Source organism: Mangrovibacillus cuniculi (genome assembly GCF_015482585.1).
Lineage (GTDB): Bacteria > Bacillota > Bacilli > Bacillales > R1DC41 > Mangrovibacillus > Mangrovibacillus cuniculi.
Genome location: NZ_CP049742.1, coordinates 1205958 through 1223921, shown reverse-complemented (window position 1 = coordinate 1223921; position 17964 = coordinate 1205958). Strand labels below are relative to the sequence as shown.

17 protein-coding genes and 2 other annotated features are annotated in these 17964 nt (G+C 35.0%); of the genes, 11 read left to right on the top strand and 6 right to left on the bottom strand.

Annotated elements, in window-relative coordinates:
- The first annotated feature begins 52 nt into the window (after positions 1-52).
- The 3 genes from dapF (at position 53) to cspD (ending at position 2613) form a co-directional block, all read left to right on the top strand.
- The gene (gene dapF, locus G8O30_RS06190) at positions 53-1027 is read left to right on the top strand and encodes a diaminopimelate epimerase (RefSeq protein ID WP_239674108.1); all 975 of its coding nucleotides are present in this window, start codon (positions 53-55) and stop codon (positions 1025-1027) included.
- A gap of 15 nt (positions 1028-1042) precedes the next feature.
- A complete protein-coding gene (locus G8O30_RS06185; protein WP_239674107.1) occupies positions 1043-2254 on the top strand; it encodes a class I SAM-dependent methyltransferase in 1212 nt (403 codons plus the stop codon).
- 158 nt (positions 2255-2412) lie between these two features.
- A complete protein-coding gene (cspD, locus tag G8O30_RS06180; protein ID WP_239674106.1) occupies positions 2413-2613 on the top strand; it encodes a cold-shock protein CspD in 201 nt (66 codons plus the stop codon).
- Positions 2614-2653: 40 nt separating this feature from the next.
- On the opposite strand, the gene G8O30_RS06175 is transcribed toward cspD, so the two are convergent.
- Entirely contained in the window at positions 2654-5521 is a 2868-nt protein-coding gene (locus tag G8O30_RS06175) for a putative bifunctional diguanylate cyclase/phosphodiesterase (RefSeq protein WP_239674105.1), read from the bottom strand.
- A gap of 317 nt (positions 5522-5838) precedes the next feature.
- Between G8O30_RS06175 and G8O30_RS06170 the strand changes: the two genes are divergently transcribed.
- The 8 genes from G8O30_RS06170 (at position 5839) to trpA (ending at position 13554) form a co-directional block, all read left to right on the top strand.
- Complete coding sequence (locus G8O30_RS06170) at positions 5839-5982, top strand: hypothetical protein (RefSeq protein WP_239674104.1); 144 nt, start codon at positions 5839-5841, stop codon at positions 5980-5982.
- 564 nt (positions 5983-6546) lie between these two features.
- Positions 6547-6776 (top strand) — a binding site (T-box leader).
- A gap of 148 nt (positions 6777-6924) precedes the next feature.
- Positions 6925-7149: a binding site (T-box leader), on the top strand.
- A 70-nt stretch (positions 7150-7219) separates the two neighbouring features.
- Positions 7220-8608 carry an anthranilate synthase component I gene (gene trpE / locus G8O30_RS06165; RefSeq protein WP_239674103.1) on the top strand — a complete coding sequence of 463 codons (1389 nt, stop codon included), beginning with the start codon at positions 7220-7222 and terminating at the stop codon, positions 8606-8608.
- A complete protein-coding gene (locus G8O30_RS06160; protein ID WP_239674102.1) occupies positions 8605-9189 on the top strand; it encodes an anthranilate synthase component II in 585 nt (194 codons plus the stop codon). Before trpE ends, G8O30_RS06160 begins: the two co-directional genes overlap by 4 nt.
- Before the next feature lies 1 nt (position 9190).
- Positions 9191-10174 (top strand): anthranilate phosphoribosyltransferase, encoded by a 984-nt coding sequence (gene trpD / locus G8O30_RS06155; protein WP_239674101.1) that lies wholly within the window; start codon positions 9191-9193, stop codon positions 10172-10174.
- Positions 10171-10953, top strand: coding sequence for an indole-3-glycerol phosphate synthase TrpC (trpC, locus tag G8O30_RS06150; RefSeq protein WP_239674100.1), 783 nt, complete (start codon positions 10171-10173; stop codon positions 10951-10953). The genes trpD and trpC overlap by 4 nt, the downstream gene beginning before the upstream one ends.
- A complete protein-coding gene (locus G8O30_RS06145) occupies positions 10950-11567 on the top strand; it encodes a phosphoribosylanthranilate isomerase (protein WP_239674099.1) in 618 nt (205 codons plus the stop codon). Before trpC ends, G8O30_RS06145 begins: the two co-directional genes overlap by 4 nt.
- Positions 11564-12763 (top strand): tryptophan synthase subunit beta, encoded by a 1200-nt coding sequence (trpB, locus tag G8O30_RS06140; RefSeq protein ID WP_239674098.1) that lies wholly within the window; start codon positions 11564-11566, stop codon positions 12761-12763. Before G8O30_RS06145 ends, trpB begins: the two co-directional genes overlap by 4 nt.
- Positions 12760-13554, top strand: coding sequence for a tryptophan synthase subunit alpha (gene trpA / locus G8O30_RS06135; protein ID WP_239674097.1), 795 nt, complete (start codon positions 12760-12762; stop codon positions 13552-13554). The genes trpB and trpA overlap by 4 nt, the downstream gene beginning before the upstream one ends.
- A 26-nt stretch (positions 13555-13580) precedes the next feature.
- Here the strand turns inward: trpA and G8O30_RS06130 are convergent, their stop codons facing one another.
- From G8O30_RS06130 to G8O30_RS06110, 5 genes are all read right to left on the bottom strand, one after another.
- Entirely contained in the window at positions 13581-14171 is a 591-nt protein-coding gene (locus G8O30_RS06130) for a hypothetical protein (protein ID WP_239674096.1), read from the bottom strand.
- A 27-nt stretch (positions 14172-14198) separates the two neighbouring features.
- Positions 14199-15146 (bottom strand): TIGR03943 family putative permease subunit, encoded by a 948-nt coding sequence (locus G8O30_RS06125; protein ID WP_239674095.1) that lies wholly within the window; start codon positions 15144-15146, stop codon positions 14199-14201.
- Positions 15143-16144: a permease gene (locus tag G8O30_RS06120; protein ID WP_239674094.1), complete on the bottom strand. Its 1002-nt coding sequence runs from the start codon at positions 16142-16144 to the stop codon at positions 15143-15145. The genes G8O30_RS06125 and G8O30_RS06120 overlap by 4 nt, the downstream gene beginning before the upstream one ends.
- 156 nt (positions 16145-16300) lie before the next feature.
- Positions 16301-16456: a hypothetical protein gene (locus tag G8O30_RS06115; RefSeq protein WP_239674093.1), complete on the bottom strand. Its 156-nt coding sequence runs from the start codon at positions 16454-16456 to the stop codon at positions 16301-16303.
- A gap of 46 nt (positions 16457-16502) precedes the next feature.
- Complete coding sequence (locus G8O30_RS06110) at positions 16503-17765, bottom strand: ATP-binding protein (protein ID WP_239674092.1); 1263 nt, start codon at positions 17763-17765, stop codon at positions 16503-16505.
- Positions 17766-17964: the final 199 nt, after the last annotated feature.

Sequence of the window (17964 nt, the reverse complement as noted above, 5' to 3'; positions counted from 1 at the left end):
AAGTAAAGTTGCGTAACAGGCCATCATATGGCATTCTTACGGATAAGGAGTGATGATGATGTACGGACCTTATATTAAGTGTCATGGATCAAAAAACGATTTCTTTATTGTAGACGAAAGAAAGTATTCTATCAAATGGAATGAAAATCAAAGAAAAGAAGCTGCATTAACGTTATGCGACAGAACTCATTCATATGGTGGAGCTGACGGTATACTATTTGTAACAGAAAGTACTGTTGCAGACGCTAAGTACCGCGTAATAAATGCGGACGGTAGTGAGGCTTCTATGTGTGGAAATGGACTGCGATGCGTAGCTAGATATGTCTGTGAAGAACTAGGAAAAGAATCCGTTGTAATAGAGACTATGAAAGCAAATCTAACTTGCCGAAAGCATGAAGATATTTCTGAAGGTGTAGAAACTTACGGGGTAGAAATTTCTCCAATTGTTTTTGATAATGATGCACTACCTTTTAACTACAAACCTTCTCCTTTCATTCAACAACCTATTGACAAGTTATCAAAAAACTTATTATTCTCTGCTGTTGCGGTACCCAATCCTCATTTAATTACATTTGTTGATCAAGAGGAGCTTAACTCCAATTTACAAAAAGAAATCTCAGAATATGTGAATGGACAGAATCCATTATTTCCAGATGGGGTAAACGTTAGTTTTGTTCGAGTTTTATCAAATAACAAATTATTTGTTAGAACATACGAGAGAGGTGTAGGATTTACGAATGCTTGTGGAACTGCGATGTCAGCCACTGTATTTGTTGCAACAGTAGCAAAAAAGGTAGTTCCAAATACACCAATTACAGTAATAACGGATAAAGGCATGGTTCAATGCTTGGCTCATACTTCTGAAAACCCTTGGGTCGAGTTGATTGGCAACGCAACATTCACAAGTAAGGGACAATGGACTTATGAAGAAGGAAAGTGGGAAATAAATCAAGCTACTTCTTGTGAATTTGACATCAAGCAATATGACAATTTAGAAAAGAAAGCTGCTGTATTAAACATAGGTTAGAAAGGAACTATTGAAATGAATTTTCCTGAGTTAGTTGAAAGGTTATTAAATGATTTGAGACAAAAAAGACTGGTTGCAGCAACAATTAGTCAGCCACGAATGAAGTCTTCAGAAGTGAAAAGAATCAAAATTAAGCCTGTTCAAATTAAAGAATCTTACTATCTTCAGTTTGAGTATCAAACAGATCAGACCATCAGTCATGAAAATATCTCTCTAAATGGTTTGCCTGAAAAAATAAATGAGATATTAGAACAATATAGACAAGCTTTCATCCAATTAGATAATGAGACTATTCAAGTACAAATATCTAAAAAATTTAAAGTTGTTTGTAAGTCTAACCAGACAGAGAAAAAAGAAATTTCTTTAGAACATAATAGAAAAAAGAATTACTTATTATCAGATGAAGATCCAATCCCATTTTTAGTAAGATTAGGGGTGCAGTCTGCTGATGGGAAAATAAAAAAACAGAAATACGATAAATTTAAGCAAATTAATCGTTTCTTAGAATTTATTGAAGACTCCCTCGAGTATTTACCTAAAGATAGAACAATTCGTATTTTAGATTTCGGTTCTGGCAAGTCTTATTTAACATTTGCTCTATACCATTACTTACATATCGATAAAGGATATGATATACGTGTTACAGGTTTAGATTTAAAAAAAGACGTCATAACAGAATGTCAATTGATAGCTCAAGATTTAAACTATGAAAAGTTAGAGTTTTTAGTTGGTGATATTAACGATTACCAGGAAGATGCTAAAATTGACATGGTTGTGACACTACATGCTTGTGACGTGGCTACAGATATGGCACTTAGTAAAGCTGTCAATTGGGGAGCGGATGTTATTTTAAGCGTTCCATGTTGTCAGCATGAGTTATTTTCACAATTAGATGCGCCTAATCTAAAAGTAATGACTCAATATGGACTTATGAAAGAACGTTTTTCTTCTCTTGCTACTGATACTATTAGAGCAGAATTGTTGAAATTAATTGGATTTGAAGCACAACTATTAGAATTTATCGATTTAGAACATACCCCTAAAAATATTTTAATTCGAGCATATAAAACAAATAAACGTGCAACAGAACAACAAATTGTCGAGTATAAACAGTTTGTTTCTATGTTAGGAGCTAAGCCATTTTTGCAAAGAGAGTTATTTGGTGAGGAAGAGGTATCTTTGTTATTGACTGACAATTTCCTTGACGCAAATCGTAAAATCTTGTAAGATATATATAACCGTTTCACAGATATTAAATTAAGTAAGATGTTATAGTCGTTTCACCAGTTTGGTAACACAGGGTCAATCCTGCTGACTTATACTTGCGATTACTTTATTTTTTATCCGAAATTGGTAATTTCTTTATTATGTAGGAGGAAACAAAAATGATCTCTGGTAAAGTAAAATGGTTCAATGCGGAAAAAGGTTTCGGTTTCATCGAAGTTGAAGGACAAGACGATGTATTCGTTCACTTCACAGCAATCAATGGCGATGGCTACAAATCTTTAGACGAAGGTCAAGCTGTAGAGTTTGAAATCGTTGAAGGTAACCGCGGACCACAAGCTGCTAATGTTACTAAACTTTAATCTTTAATTACAAAACGACCCAGACTTCTGGGTCGTTTTTTTATTTGAAAATTCTTAGTAATTTTAGAAATTCTTCTTGGGGAATTGCTTTACTAAAGTAATAACCTTGAAATAGATCGCAATGAACTCCTTGTAAATAGTTTAATTGACTTTTTGTCTCAACACCTTCTGCAACGACGGTCATATGTAATGAATGGGCAATTTCAATGAGAGATCGAACAATAGTAGTGTCAGCATGATCCATATCTTTGATAAAACTTTGATCAATTTTTAATACATCGATAGGTAACATTTTTAAATAGTTTAATGAAGAGTAGCCAGTACCAAAGTCATCTAATGCTAGAGTGATACCCTTGTTTTTTAAGTTTTTTAGCTTTTCAATAACAATTTCTGGTTGGAACATAGCTACACTTTCTGTAATTTCTAATTCCAATAATGTAGGATCTATCTTTGCTAAATTAATTGCATTTTCAACTGATTTAAGTAAATTTTCATTCAAAAATTGATGCATGGAGATGTTGACTGAAACACTGATATTTTTTGTACGATTAGTATTCCAGATAAATAAATCCTTACATGCTTGCTCCAAGATCCACTCACCCATGGGTATAATTAGTCCAGTCTCTTCTGCAATTGGTATGAAATCAGCAGGGGATACAAATCCATAAGTTGGATGAATCCATCTTATTAGTGCCTCAGCACCAACTATCTCACCAGACGCAATATTTACCTTAGGTTGGTAGAACAATTGAAGTTCTTTTCGTTCAATTGCATGTCTTAATTCATTTTCCATTTCTACTTTTGAGGTAACACTATTGTAAGAAGAGTTATAAAATTCGTATGTGTTTTTACCATTATCTTTTGCTGCATACATAGCTATGTCTGCATTTTTTATGAGAGTATGAACATCTTTCCCATCATCAGGATAAACAGATATCCCTATACTCGCTGACAGGTGAAATTCATTTCCTTCAACATGATACGATTGATTTAACGATTCTATAATTTCATTGGCAATTTTAGATAGACTATCAACTTCATCGTAAGAGGGTACCACTACGATAAATTCATCTCCACCAATTCTTGATATAAGCAAATTATTATCATTAATTTCTCTTAGTCTTTCCGCAACTTCTACTAACAACTTGTCACCAATTCGATGTCCTACCGTGTCATTAACAATTTTGAAACGATCAAGGTCAATAAATAAAACACTAAAATTTACACTATTAGGAGAATGTTCTATCAACTCATTGATATTCTTCATAATGTAGTTTCGGTTATATACATTTGTTAAGGGATCATAATGAGCTAGATATTGTAAGTCTAGTTTAGTCGCTATATTCTCTTGAAAAAGCTTCTTTAATTTTATTTCTGATTGTTTAAATGCAGCTATTAGATAGAATATTTCTTTAATAAGTGAGTGAGGCCAGTCAATTTTTTCGTTACTGGTAATGTTTTCAGTTAAATTGTTGGTTAACAATAAAACATTATTTAGTTCTTTTTGTAACCAATTGCTAATAAAAAACGATAGAACAACTGCAAGAAACGTACTAAATAACGCGACGACTAAAAGTTGGATATAGGTATTATATAATTGTGTGTTGTAGTCCGACATAGAAACTATGGTAGCTACTTTCCATGGGTAGTTTTCACCAAGTGTTTTTTCCTCTACATAGCTAATAGTAGATAGTTGTTGTAAGGAGCTTATTCTTTGGTTTGTAAGGAAAATCTCACTTTTCTGTAACGTATTCTTTGAAACTACATATGTGTCTCCTGTACGAAATTGGTTGGTAGTAGATGCTATTACTTTACCTAGTTCGTCTATAATTACAGATTCTGCATTTGTCCCTTTTGTGGATTGATGGAGAATTTGTAAATATTCCACGGGTTTTATTATTCCTATGACCTTACCTGACAAATTTTGGTGCCAGAAAGGATATGCAATCGAAATAAACTTCCTATCTTTAGAGTTAACCTGTGAGTTGAATAAATTAGATATGTATTCAGGTCTCTCTAATTGAGTATTTGAGTTAAACTGATATGCATTCGTATCATAGAATTTAAATGCATTTCTAGCGTGATGAGCAATCTTTTTATTCTTACTGTCTACGGCATATACAAGTTGAAATTCAGGGAAAGACTGCTGTACTATCATGAATTCCCTCTGGACATCCAACTGTTTATTGTTATTATCTTGTAAGAAATTTGCAAGCTTAGATAATGGAGTGACGTGTTGACTTTGAAATTTGGTAATTTGCAGATTAGATGTATTTGAGGCATATTCTATTTCCATATTCATTGTTTCTTGTACTTGTTTCATCTCATTTTTACCAGTGTGAATTAAAAACACAATCAAAGGTACCAAAAAAAACAAAGAAAACAATGTAAATAATATTTCAAAAAGAGACACTGGTTTATTTACTTGTTTTGACCGTATAGACTCAATTAAAATGATAAGGAAATTGGCTAATAAGATATTTACAATCATGTTCACAGTTTGTTTTAACATAATTAAAACAGAATCAACTGGTCCGTATGATAAAAAATAGAAGGAGAATACGAATGAAATCATTGCTCCTAACGTTAAGTTATATAAAATATCCCAAAAAACTAAATTTCTCCTTATATAAGTATATAAAGTTCCTACGATAAAAATTTCAAGGAAGAGTGAAAGTGTACCAAAAATAGAATCCCATAAATAGAATAAATGTACCCCACTTATCAATGCGGTAATTAATGCAGGGATAACACCAAAGTAGTATAAGATGATGAAAAGAATAATAGTGGTGAATATAAAATGTACACCAGGTAATAATTCAATGGTTAATAATGAGGCAAAAAATGTCAGCACAAGAAGTAAACCGAATGCGATCCATTTCTTCAAACTCCATGTAGTCATATCCATTAACTAGATCACGTCCAATTTCTCTAATATATATACTAAAAATAATTTATTTCGACAAATTTTTACATAGTTTATAAAAAAAACTCGTTAAGATTTTGTAAATTGTAAATTTATTTGACGTGTAAGAGCAGATACCTTATAATGATTATGAAAATCATTCTCACTTACTCCTTCCCCTCTTGTGATTATTTGAGGATGATTACATGATTTATCCCTTACAAACTGTTGCGCATTGAGCAGCAGTTTTTTTATTTCATGAATAAAATTTAAAAATTGGTACAAACTAAAAATGATTCCATATAAAGGAGGGGAAAAACATGAACAAGAAAAACCAACAATCTAAGTCTGGTGCTCAAAACTCTCAAGCGTTCGAAACAGAATTTGCTCAAGAGAATGCAGCAAACCAAGCGATGAAAGCTAACCAACAGCAGAAGGCTGAAAAACAACATCCTAAGAAGTAATGAAAAAAACCTCAAGAGAATAGATTCTCTTGAGGTTTTGTTTCGTTATTAATTGAATCCTACCAGTAATCAAATGACATCGCCATTCCTACGTACGTTAACAAAATTTTATATATAATAGGTAGGTAGGAACTAGGTGTAATTCAATCTAATTGCTTTCATCTAATTAATTTAGTATAGTAAAGTAAATGTAAAGATTGTGTAAATGTTGCGAGGGATTACATGATTAAATCAAACAAAATGGAATTGAGAATTTGGCTTGTCCTTATACTTTTTTTTATTGGAACTACTATTGGATTTGTTATTTTTGGATCAAATTTAACTCATTCAGGCTGGCTTGGGTTAGAAAGATGGTTTTTAGCCTTAAGTGCTATATTTATATTATACGTAAGTGTAGTAGTCTTCAAAGTGTTGAAGGAATTTCTCTTCCCAAATAAAACAACGTTCAAATAGGATGTTGTTTTTCTTTTACTGCTTTTTAAAGAGATACACTTTATTGTTGACATCTTGGCAACGCTGTAATAAGATAAAGTAAATTAATAATTTAAACAATTAAATGCATATACATTTGCTATGAAGAAGAGTAGTAACTTATTTATCTATGTAAAGAGAGCCAGTGGGTGGTGGAAACTGGAGATAGATGTAAGTGAATGGACTTCGGAGCACCTGTCTGAAATAGTAGTAGGGCTAGGCGAGTTATTCCTTCTCGTTATCAAAAGGACAGCGCAAAAGCGCGACAGAGTGAGTAGTTTAACTACTAATGAAGGTGGTACCGCGGGTCTCCCGTCCTTTTTATAGAGGATGGGGGACTCTTTTGTTACGTGACAGTAACAACTCAGTGTTAGCCACGTGATGTGGCTTGTTCTTAACTGAGTATCCTAAACTTTCTTTCAAAACACGTGAACAGTAACAACTCCGTGTTACCTGAAATCAATTTAATAATGTAAATCAATGACTAAGAGTAGTACACAGATGGATTCGTCTTTACAGAGAACCGGGTTTGGTGAGAGCCGGTAAGAGGAGCTCTGTGGAATGGACTTAGGAGTGTAAAAGTTAACGTCACGAAGATTAGTAGCTTTTATCGGTCATCCACCGTTATTGGATTTTTGAGTGAGGTCAGTAATTGACCTAAGTTGAGGTGGCACCGCGAAAGCTTTCGTCCTCGTTTTGTTCTAGTAACATAGAGCAAAACGGGGACTTTTTGTATTTAGCGGAACACGAGAGGAGATTAGATGAGATGAGTAAGGAAAAGCAAAGGTTAATAAGAGAGTTACCTGGAGATGTATTAACCCCCGTTTCGGCATACCTGCAGTTAAATGGGAGAAACAAGTGTTTTTTAGAAAGTTCAAACAAACATGAAGATAGTGGAAGATTTTCGATTATTGGTCAAAATCCATCGTTCATGTTAGAAAAAAGAAACCAAACCTATCAAAAGGTTTCCCTACTAAATAATCACGTAGAAGAATTAGATAGCAATGACTTAACAGGGGCTATTGCTGAGATAATGCCTAAGCAAAACGTAAATTCAGAACTTCCATTATTAGATGGTTTAGTTGGTTACGTTGGGTATGATGTAATTCGTGAAAGAGAAAAAATTGGAAGTTATCCAACTGACGATTCTCAAATTGCAGATGTATCCTTTTACTATATGGACGAGATTGTCATCTTTGACCATCTCAAGCAATCCGTTTATGTAGTAGTAACACAAAGAGAAAATGAAACAGATAATGCTCTGCAGATAAGATTAGACGAGATTTTACAGGATTTACAACAGCCCGCTTCCAATTATTTAGACAGTTACGTATCGCTGGGTGAGTTTTCCTCTTCCGTAAAAAAAGATCAATTCATTAAGGAAGTAAAAACGTTAAAGCAACACATTCTAGAAGGCGATATATTTCAAGCTGTGCTTTCTCAACGATTTGAAGCACCGTTTGAAGGGAATCCATTTGAATTATATAGAAAATTAAGAAAGAAAAATCCTTCTCCTTATATGTTTTACCTAGACTTTCCTGATCAGCAAATTTTAGGCGCTTCTCCGGAATGCTATATTAAAAAGCAAGAAATGGAAGTGTTAACTAATCCGATTGCTGGGACTAGAAAGAGAGGAAAAACACCTGATGAGGACCAAGCTCTTGAGAAAGAGTTAGTGAGAAATGAAAAAGAGTTAGCAGAACATGATATGTTGGTTGATTTAGGTAGAAATGATTTAAATATGTTATGTGAAGCTGGTTCTGTTACTGTAACGAATTACCAAAAAGTGGTGAAGTATGAACATGTGATGCATCTCGTTTCAGAGGTAACAGGTAAATTGCGAAACGATGTTCATGAACTTTCTCCTATTACGGCGTGTTTGCCAGCTGGTACAGTATCAGGAGCACCGAAAATTCGTGCAATGCAATTAATTAATGAAGCTGAACCTGTTAAAAGAGCCGTTTATAGTGGAGGGATAGGATACATCTCATCCAATTACAATTTTGATTTTGCCCTTGCCATAAGGATGATGAGAATTCAAGATAACAAAGCATTTGTTCAAGCTGGTGCTGGAATAGTTTTTGATTCAGAGCCTGAGGCGGAATATGAGGAAACAGTTCATAAAGCTAAATCCATTGTGGGGGTGCTTGTATGATCTTACTTATTGATCACTATGATTCGTTTACTTTTAACGTGGCCAACATGTTCAAGCAATATGGCGAAGTGAAAGTGGTTCGGCATGATGAAATCACATTAGAAGATATAAAGAAATTGAACCCTAGTGCAATTGTCCTTTCACCAGGTCCTGGTAAACCGAGTGATGTACCAAATTCCAAACGAATTGTACGAGAGTTTTATCGTCAAACACCAATCATGGGTATATGTTTAGGTCATCAACTAATTATGGAAGAATTCGGTGGAATGGTAGAGAAGACAAATGCTATTAAGCACGGGAAAACATCCATGATTATGCATACTGGAAAAGGCATATTCTCTTACTTATCAAATCCATTAAAAGTAATGAGATATCACTCCTTAGTTGCTAACAAGGAAATGATTCCAGAAGAGTTCGATTTGCTTGCCACTTCTATGGATGACGGACACATCATGGCTGTTCAACATAAAGATGCACGTTTAGTTGGTCTTCAATTCCATCCAGAGTCTATTGGAACTAAAGAAGGAAAAGAGATTGTCGCTAGCTTTATGTCTCTAGTTCCTGTAAAGGAGTGTGTATGACATGACAAAAGAATTACTACACATGACCTCTACGTATGCGAAAGAATTGGAACAGGTTTTGTTGGGAGAAAAAACCGAAGAAGAGATACTTTTGTATTTAAAGGAAGTAGAAAAACATTCATTCACTCCCGAAGAAGTTGGCGAAATGGTACAGACAATAAAAAATCATGCAATTTACTCACCAACATTTGAATCCTCCACCCTTGTTGATATGTGTGGAACAGGGGGAGATAAACATCACACGTTTAATATAAGTACTGCAGCATCATTCGTGGTTGCTGGTGCTGGGTTACCAGTAGCAAAACATGGGAATCGAAAACTAACGTCTTCTTCAGGAAGTGTGGATGTCTTAGAAGCATTAAAAATACCATTTTCACAAGATTTAAAAGAGCATGAAGAATCTCTACAACGCAACAATATAACTTTCTTATCTGCTCAGCATGTATATCCAGCTTTAAAGCCATTAGCCATTGCTAGAAAGGCGTTTGGTAAGCCAACTATCTTTAATTGTCTTGGTCCACTAACCAATCCTTTTTCTGTAAAAACACAGATTATTGGTTGTTACAGAGAACAAGATCAAGAGATGATTGCTCAAGTACTTTTAGAGCAAGGGAAAAAAGGTATCGTCTTAACAGGTGATCAAGGTTTAGATGAAGCTTCTTTATCTGGTGAAACAAAAGGTATTAGAATAACGGAAAATGGATTAGAATCCTTTATTCTTCATCCAAATGACGTTGGATTAGAAATTTCTCCACTTTCTGCTATTAAGGGTGGAACCCCTGAAGAAAATGCTCAGACGATGGTGAAACTTTTCGAAGGAGAAAAGGGACCGATTTATGACGTGGTTATTTTAAATGCTTGTTTGGCTATTTTTGCATCAGGGATAGAATCTACACTAAAAACTGCCATGGGTAGAGCGATACAAAGCATCTCTTCAGGTGCCGCACTAAAGGTATTACGCGAAATGCAAGGAGGTAACGTATGACTATTTTAACGAAGATCGTAGAAGACAAAGCGAAACGTATCCCTGAATGGAAAGAAAAGTATGAGGATTTAGAAGTACCTAACGTTAAAAGGGCATCATTTATTGCTGCAATCAAGAAATCATCTGACTTAGCTATCATAGCGGAAATAAAGAAAGCTTCTCCATCAAAAGGAGTCCTTTCAGAAAACTTTGCACCTCTTAAAATAGCTGAAGCGTATGAAGCGTCACAGGTAACTTGTATTTCGGTATTGACGGATGAGGCGTTTTTTCAAGGAGGGTTTCCAATACTAGATGCTGTAAGTGATAAAGTTGCTACCCCTCTTCTGTGTAAGGATTTTATAATTGATCCTATTCAAATTAAAATGGCAGCTTTACATGGAGCGTCCTGTATTTTATTAATTGCAGCTATTTTAGAGAAAGAGGAATTAGTTCAATTAAAGAACGTTGCAGACAAATATGGATTAGATACTTTAGTAGAGATTCACAACGAAGATGAATGGGAAAAAATTAAAGATCTCTCCTTCCCGTTAGTAGGTATCAATAATCGTAATTTGCATACATTTGAAGTTTCTTTAACAACTACTTTGGAATTAGTAGATGCAGTCAAGTATTCAGGTGCTCTTGTCATTTCAGAGTCAGGGATATTCACTAGAAGTGATGTAGAATTGGTAGCAAAAGCAGGAGTGGATGGTCTCCTTGTGGGAGAAGCATTCATGAAGACAGACTCAGTAGCAACTCTAAAAGAAGAGTTCTCAGTGAGAAAAGAGTTACGTGTATGATAAAAATTTGTGGTATCACAAAAGAAGAAGAAGCGGTATTTCTAAAAGATTTACCAGTAGACCTAATAGGATTTGTTTTTGCGAAATCTAAAAGACAAGTAACTACCGAACAAGCAAGAAAGATGGGGCGTCTTTTATCCCCTTATCAAAAAAAAGTAGGAGTCTTTGTCAACGAAGAAATGGAAAATGTAAATAAAATAGCTATTGATGCAGGGTTAGACTTTATCCAACTTCACGGGGAAGAAACCAACGAAGATATAAAGAAAGCTGTTGTACCAGTCATCAAAGCAATAGGGATCCGAAAGGAAGCGGACTTTGAATTGTTAAACCAATATAAAGATGCTGCTTATTTATTAGTTGACCACCGAACGAATGATGCATACGGAGGTACAGGATCCGCATTTGATTGGTCGTGGTTAAACCGTATTCCAATAGAAAAAAGAACTGACACGTTTGTAGCTGGAGGTATTAACCCTTCTAATGTGGGGGACCTATCGTCTATTGGCTGGATTCATCATATCGATGTATCCAGTGGAGTGGAAGGAATCAGTGCAAAAGAGAAGAGTTTAGTAGAAGCCTTAATAAAGAATTGGAAAGGTGAGATGATGAGATGAGCACAGTAGAGAACAAGCAATTTACAGGAAAATTTGGTATGTATGGTGGACAATATGTTCCGGAAACCATCATGGCCGCACTTCGTGAATTAGAAGATTCTTATGAAGAGGCAAAATTAGATCCTTCTTTCCAAGAAGAATTAGATAGCTATTTAAAAGATTTTGTAGGAAGAGAAACACCATTATTTTTTGCAGAGAGACTAACGAAGCAATATGGTGGTCCTAATATTTACTTAAAGCGCGAAGACTTAAACCATACAGGAGCCCATAAGATTAACAACGCTCTTGGTCAAGCTTTATTAGCTAAACGCATGGGGAAAAACAAGATCGTTGCGGAGACTGGTGCGGGTCAACATGGTGTTGCAACTGCCACTGTATGTGCCTTGTTTGGAATGGAATGTATTGTTTTCATGGGAGCGGAAGATGTTAGACGCCAAGCGTTAAATGTGTTTCGTATGGAACTGCTTGGTGCGAAAGTAGTTCCTGTCGAATCAGGTAGTTCCACATTAAAAGATGCTGTGAATGAAGCCATGAGGTATTGGGTGACAAATATTGTGGATACACATTATATTATCGGTTCCGCCCTAGGTCCGCACCCATTCCCTACAATTGTAAGAGATTTTCAACGTGTGATAGGGAAGGAAACTCGCAGGCAATTTATTGAACGTTTTGATTGTCTTCCCGATGCTGTAGTTGCTTGTATTGGCGGTGGTTCCAATGCAATCGGCATGTTCCACCCATTCGTTGAAGATAAAGAAGTTTCTCTTTTTGGAGTGGAAGCTGCTGGTAAAGGAACGAATACTGATAAACATGCTGCCACATTAACAAAAGGAACTATCGGTATATTACATGGTGCAATGATGCATGTGCTGCAAGATGAACATGGTCAAATCCAAGAAGCACATAGTGTTTCAGCAGGCTTAGATTACCCTGGAATTGGACCGGAACATAGTTATCTGCACGAAATTGGCCGTGTAAGTTATGTTTCTATTACAGATGATGAAGCGATGGCTGCCGTAGCAGAATTAGCGAAAGTGGAAGGGATTATTCCTGCAATTGAGAGTGCTCATGCGATTGCATTTGCTAAACAGTTAGCAAGCGACATGTCCTACAATCAATCACTAGTGATTTGTTTGTCTGGTCGTGGTGATAAAGATATGGAAACCATACGCTCTTATGGGAAGGAGAATGCATGATGAGTTTTCTAGAGAAAAAGATTAAGGAACGTGTGGAAAGAAATAAACCTGTTTTGGTTCCATATATTATGGCTGGAGACGGTGGATTAGAGGAAACGATAAGAAGAATCGTATTGTTACAAGAAGCTGGAGTTACGGCTATTGAAATAGGTATTCCATTCTCCGACCCGGTAGCAGATGGCCCAACAATTGAACGTGCAGGGATTAGAGCGTTAGAGAAGGGAACCACATTAACCAAGGTTTTAGATAAATTAATAGAAGAAAAGAATCGTTTAACCGTTCCTTTGGTTATTATGAGCTATGTAAATCCAATTTTTCAGTTAGGCTTAGAAAAGTTTGCGCAAAAATGTGCAGAAGCGAACATCCAAGCAGTGATTATTCCTGATCTACCTTATGAAGAACAGCCTATTATATCTCCTATTCTTCAAACAAAGGGAATTGGAATCATTCAACTTGTCACTATTACTAGCTCTAATGAACGTGTAGATATGCTTGCAAAGAATTCACATGGATTCTTATATGCAGTAACAGTGGCTGGAACAACTGGTGTAAAAAGAGATTTCTCCTCAGATGTAGTGAAAAATCTAGAACGAGTAAATAAGCTATCACCTGTACCAGTTCTAGCTGGTTTCGGTATTTCTACTTCAAAACAAGTAGAAGACATGTCAAAAGTAGTTGACGGAGTAGTGGTTGGTTCCAAGATTGTAAGTTGGTTTGACGATGGGGAAGAAGCAGAACTTCTGCGTTTTATAGATGAAGTGCATTCTATCGATAATACTGTACGTGTTTAAAAGAAAAGGATGTTAAGTAGGTTATTCTACTTAACATCCTTTTTTGTAGAAAGTAATACAACAATCGGTCCAACAACAGGGATAAATGATAGGTAAGGCGTTATACAAAAAGAAGCTTTTCTCGTAAGGAGTCTGTCTGCACTTAGCCAAACTAATACCAAGAAGTCTATCGTCATGACACTTACTAGCTTGGATTGCATAAATGCTTCTTGATAGCGGGACAAACTTCCTCCAATTCCACTAACTAAGATTAAGAAGAACAACAGTAACAACAATGTAAGGAGTAGTGTATTTCTTGGCCATACTGTTTGTTTCCCTGAATGTTTCTCGGAAAATCTATCTTTCAAGAAAAAGTAAGGTAAAAGTGAAAATGCGCCTAAAAAGAATGCACCAAAAGCGAATGGCCACTTAGGTAACCTAGTAGAATTTTCTTGGTAAAGGATAAACAAAAATATCATTGGAAACAAACCTAAAAAGGAGAAAATCATTAGAACGAAAGGATCAACATTTGCCCAGTTTCCATTGAATAGTGATTGTAATACAAGGTCTTTTTCCTCACCTGGAGCAAAGAAAAAGCTGTAACAAACCAATGCGATCCACACTAGTAAATACTTCATATTGTCCTCCTTTTCTTTATCGCTTAGTTAATTAGAAAGAATAAGGAAATCCTCAAAAACGTAAGGAGAAGATGGTTTGTCTACTTTCTCCATAACCGTATCTTTTATTAGTGGAATGATTGACTCACCATACTGAACAGATTGAATGTTTCCTTTAATTTTCACCCATTCGTCTGATTTTAAGGAAGCGGCATCAGGATGTTCAATCATAATCCCGTACACAACTGCGTCAGCTACACAACATCCTATGGCGAATCGAGATACAACCAATTGATTATCATTAAACCCTTCTTCGCGATAGACAAATCCAGTTAACTCAATCTCTTTATCTTTTAATTCCCCTAAGTGTGTATCGATGGCTTGTAAAGAGCGAACGAAATTATCATCTGTTATATTAAACGTACCTTCTGTGTTCTTGATTGTTTCAGCGTGTTCTGTATATGCTGAAGCAAATTCTTCTTCTGACTTTGGACGTTCATTCAATAGAGGATTTTGATCATATTGCTGCTCTAATGAATTTAAATATGCCTCTGGATCTTCTAAATAAGATTCTGCTCTCGAAGTCCCTTCATTTGGCTCAGAAGAAGAGTCATTTGCTGAATCTGATACAGATAAGCTCATCCCAGAACCACCAAAATTAACGCCTTTTTTAGAGGCTGTTTCACTACCTAGCACATGATCTGTAAATAGGAACCCAGTCGTTAGCGGTAACAGAAAAGCCGCATAAAGTGCGATAGAGTGAGATACTTTCTTAGGTGGAGGATGGTGACACCCGCATGCATCTCCATGGTGTTCATGTTCTTCTTTTTGAAACAATTGGTGCAATGAGATGATTACTAGCAAAACTAAACCAGTATAGATAAAAGGCATCATTTTAGGAGAGATAAATAATTGGATTGATTGCGTAAGAATTAATTTAAACACTAATAACGTGTATCCAATTAGGACAATCGCTCGAATTAATCGATGATTCATGAAGTCACCCCTAACCAAATAGTGAATAGCATTATGATGACAAAAACACTAACAGTAACCACACTGATAAAACGAAGGACAAATCCTTTTTTGAAGTAAGCAAGCATTAGTAATGTGTTTTTTAAGTCAATCATAGGTCCGTAAACTAAAAATGCTAAAATAGCCGGAATAGAAAATGAATTTGCAAAGCTTGCAGCAACAAAAGCATCAGCTTCCGAACATAAAGATAATATGTATGCTAGGATCATCATTACTATTGGTGATGCAATAGTAGATTGTCCAACCGATTCAAGAAGATCTCTTGGGAAGAAAGCTTGGAATGATGCAGCGATAAAAGCTCCTAACAAAAGAAACTTTCCAACATCAAAGAATTCATCACTCATATGTTGTAGGATTTCATTTGTTTTGTTTTTAAACCCTTTTGCTTGATGGTTGTGTGAGACAAGAACGGCATCCGTTTTTAAAACAGAGGTGAAATTCTTCATGACGAAATAGTAACCAATAACTAACGCAACAATTGCTGCTAGTATCATTCGTCCCCAATACACTTCGGGTACTCCTTGAAATGAGTAGAAAGTGGAGGCAAAAACAATTGGATTTAATACTGGAGCGGAAACAAATAGTACCATTGCTACATATACAGGCATTCCTTTTGATAGTAAACGTCTAACGACTGGAACAATTGCACATTCACAAATTGGTAAAAGGGCTCCAACTATAATGGCAGGTATTATAGAGAGTATTGGTTTTTTTGGTATTACCCTTACCAACCATTCCTCCTTTACGAAAACTTGAATTAAACTAGACGCAAACACACCTATTAGGATAAATGGTAAGGCTTCTAGTACAATTCCTACGAATATAGTGTTCACATTTAGATATGACTGACCAATACCTTCCGTCGATCCCACATCTACTAATCTATCACCAAAAAGGAATAGAAAAAGAATAAAACAAAAAAGCAAAACAGTGCCAATGGTGGATAGTGTTTTTTTCATTCATTACCTCGCATATAAAGTATTCTATCGTTATTCTATTAGACTACTAAAATAGACTATGTATCGCAACTTACATCATGCAAAAGTTGCTTTACAAAATGATTACATAACAAATAATAAAAAGACAAAGCAGAAATGACTTTGTCTTTTTTATTATCATCTTAAACGCGGATCAACATTTTCTTCATCTCCAGGATAAAAAGATTTCATTGACTCTTCTGTCAAAGAAGTTAGAAGAAATAGTTGTTCGTTAGGACTGGCGTGTAAATTCGTAATCGGTAAATCAACGCTATCTTTTTCTTTTTTGTACAAGCTAAACACCTCCGAGTTTAGCCTTACACACAAATAGGAAAATTATTCAATCTTGATGAAGTGGTAAGAACATGGTTACTTTTGTAAACTCATTTTTTACACTTTCATATTTCACAGAACCATTCATTTCACGTAATAACCTGTTCACTACCATAGATCCAATTCCAGTTCCTGTTGTTTTGGTAGTGTAATGGAGGATTCCAACTTTCTCTAATTCCTCAGTGGTCATTCCAACTCCATAATCCGTAACAGAAATAAATGCAAATAGCTTTTTGGAACAAATTCCACTACTGACGTTTATCACACTGTTAGGAGGAGATGCTTCGACACTGTTAAGTAAAATATTTAACAGGCATTGTTTTACGTGTTGACCATCAGCTTTCATAAATAAATGCGGAGAAAGTTCTTGTTCGAACCGGATTCCTTGAAACGTTGCAGACGGTGCAACCATAGAAATAGTATCTTTTACAATTCGATCTACCATAAAGGAATCTATAATAGGTTTTCTAGGTTTAGCTAATTGTAAATAATCAGTTATGACTTGGTTTGTTCGATCTAATTCCTCTAAAATTAGAGGGGAAAACTTAGATAAATCTTTGTGATGATTTTCTGTACTTAAATACTGAATAAAACCTCTAACAGTTGTAATAGGGTTTCTAATTTCATGTGCAAATGCTGCAGCCATTTGACCAATAGTATGTACGTTTTGTAAATATGTTGCTTCCTCGACTTGTCTATTTACATCTTTTAGTTTTTCTAAGAGAAACAATAGTGCAAGATAGGTCGCAAAAAATGCTGTGTTATATGTAAGCAAGAAAGACATTTGAACAAATGGTACCATGTTGTAAACTAATATATTTGTGATAATGAAATAGACAAAGTAAAAGGCTATACATCTAATTAAAAACTGTTTTTCAAAAGGATTAAAAAAACGTTTGAACATATGAGGTACAACAAATGCCGTAAAATTTATTAGTAATCCAAGAAAAACAAATTCGCCCCCTATTATGATTCTTCCTATAGATATAATTAAAAAAATGATAAAGCTAGGTATAAGACCAAAATAGATCGCACCTACTAATATTAACACCATTCTTAGATCGAAATTGGTTTCTCCTAAAGATTCAATAGGATACAACATACAAAGTACCCCAGTAAAAGAAAATCCCAAACTATACACAAGGAATTGACGTTTTGTTAACTTTTCTTTGTTGTCTTTAAAAGGAGCTAGTAAATTTAGGTTAAATGCTAGTGAAAACATGATTGTGTAGTTAACAATTAACGGTTTTAAAAATGAAAGGAAAAGCATAAAAACCTCCAAAATCTTTTTGCATTGATGCTAAAGATAACTATTTGATTATAACGGAACATGGGTAAGAAGTCTGCATTTTTAGATACCTTTCTAATAGGTATTTAGAAAACTTTATGATACTGTAAAAAAAACATATAATGGAGACAAGTTATACAATTGGAGGAAATGTTAGTGAAAAAGCGTGTATTAATAATTG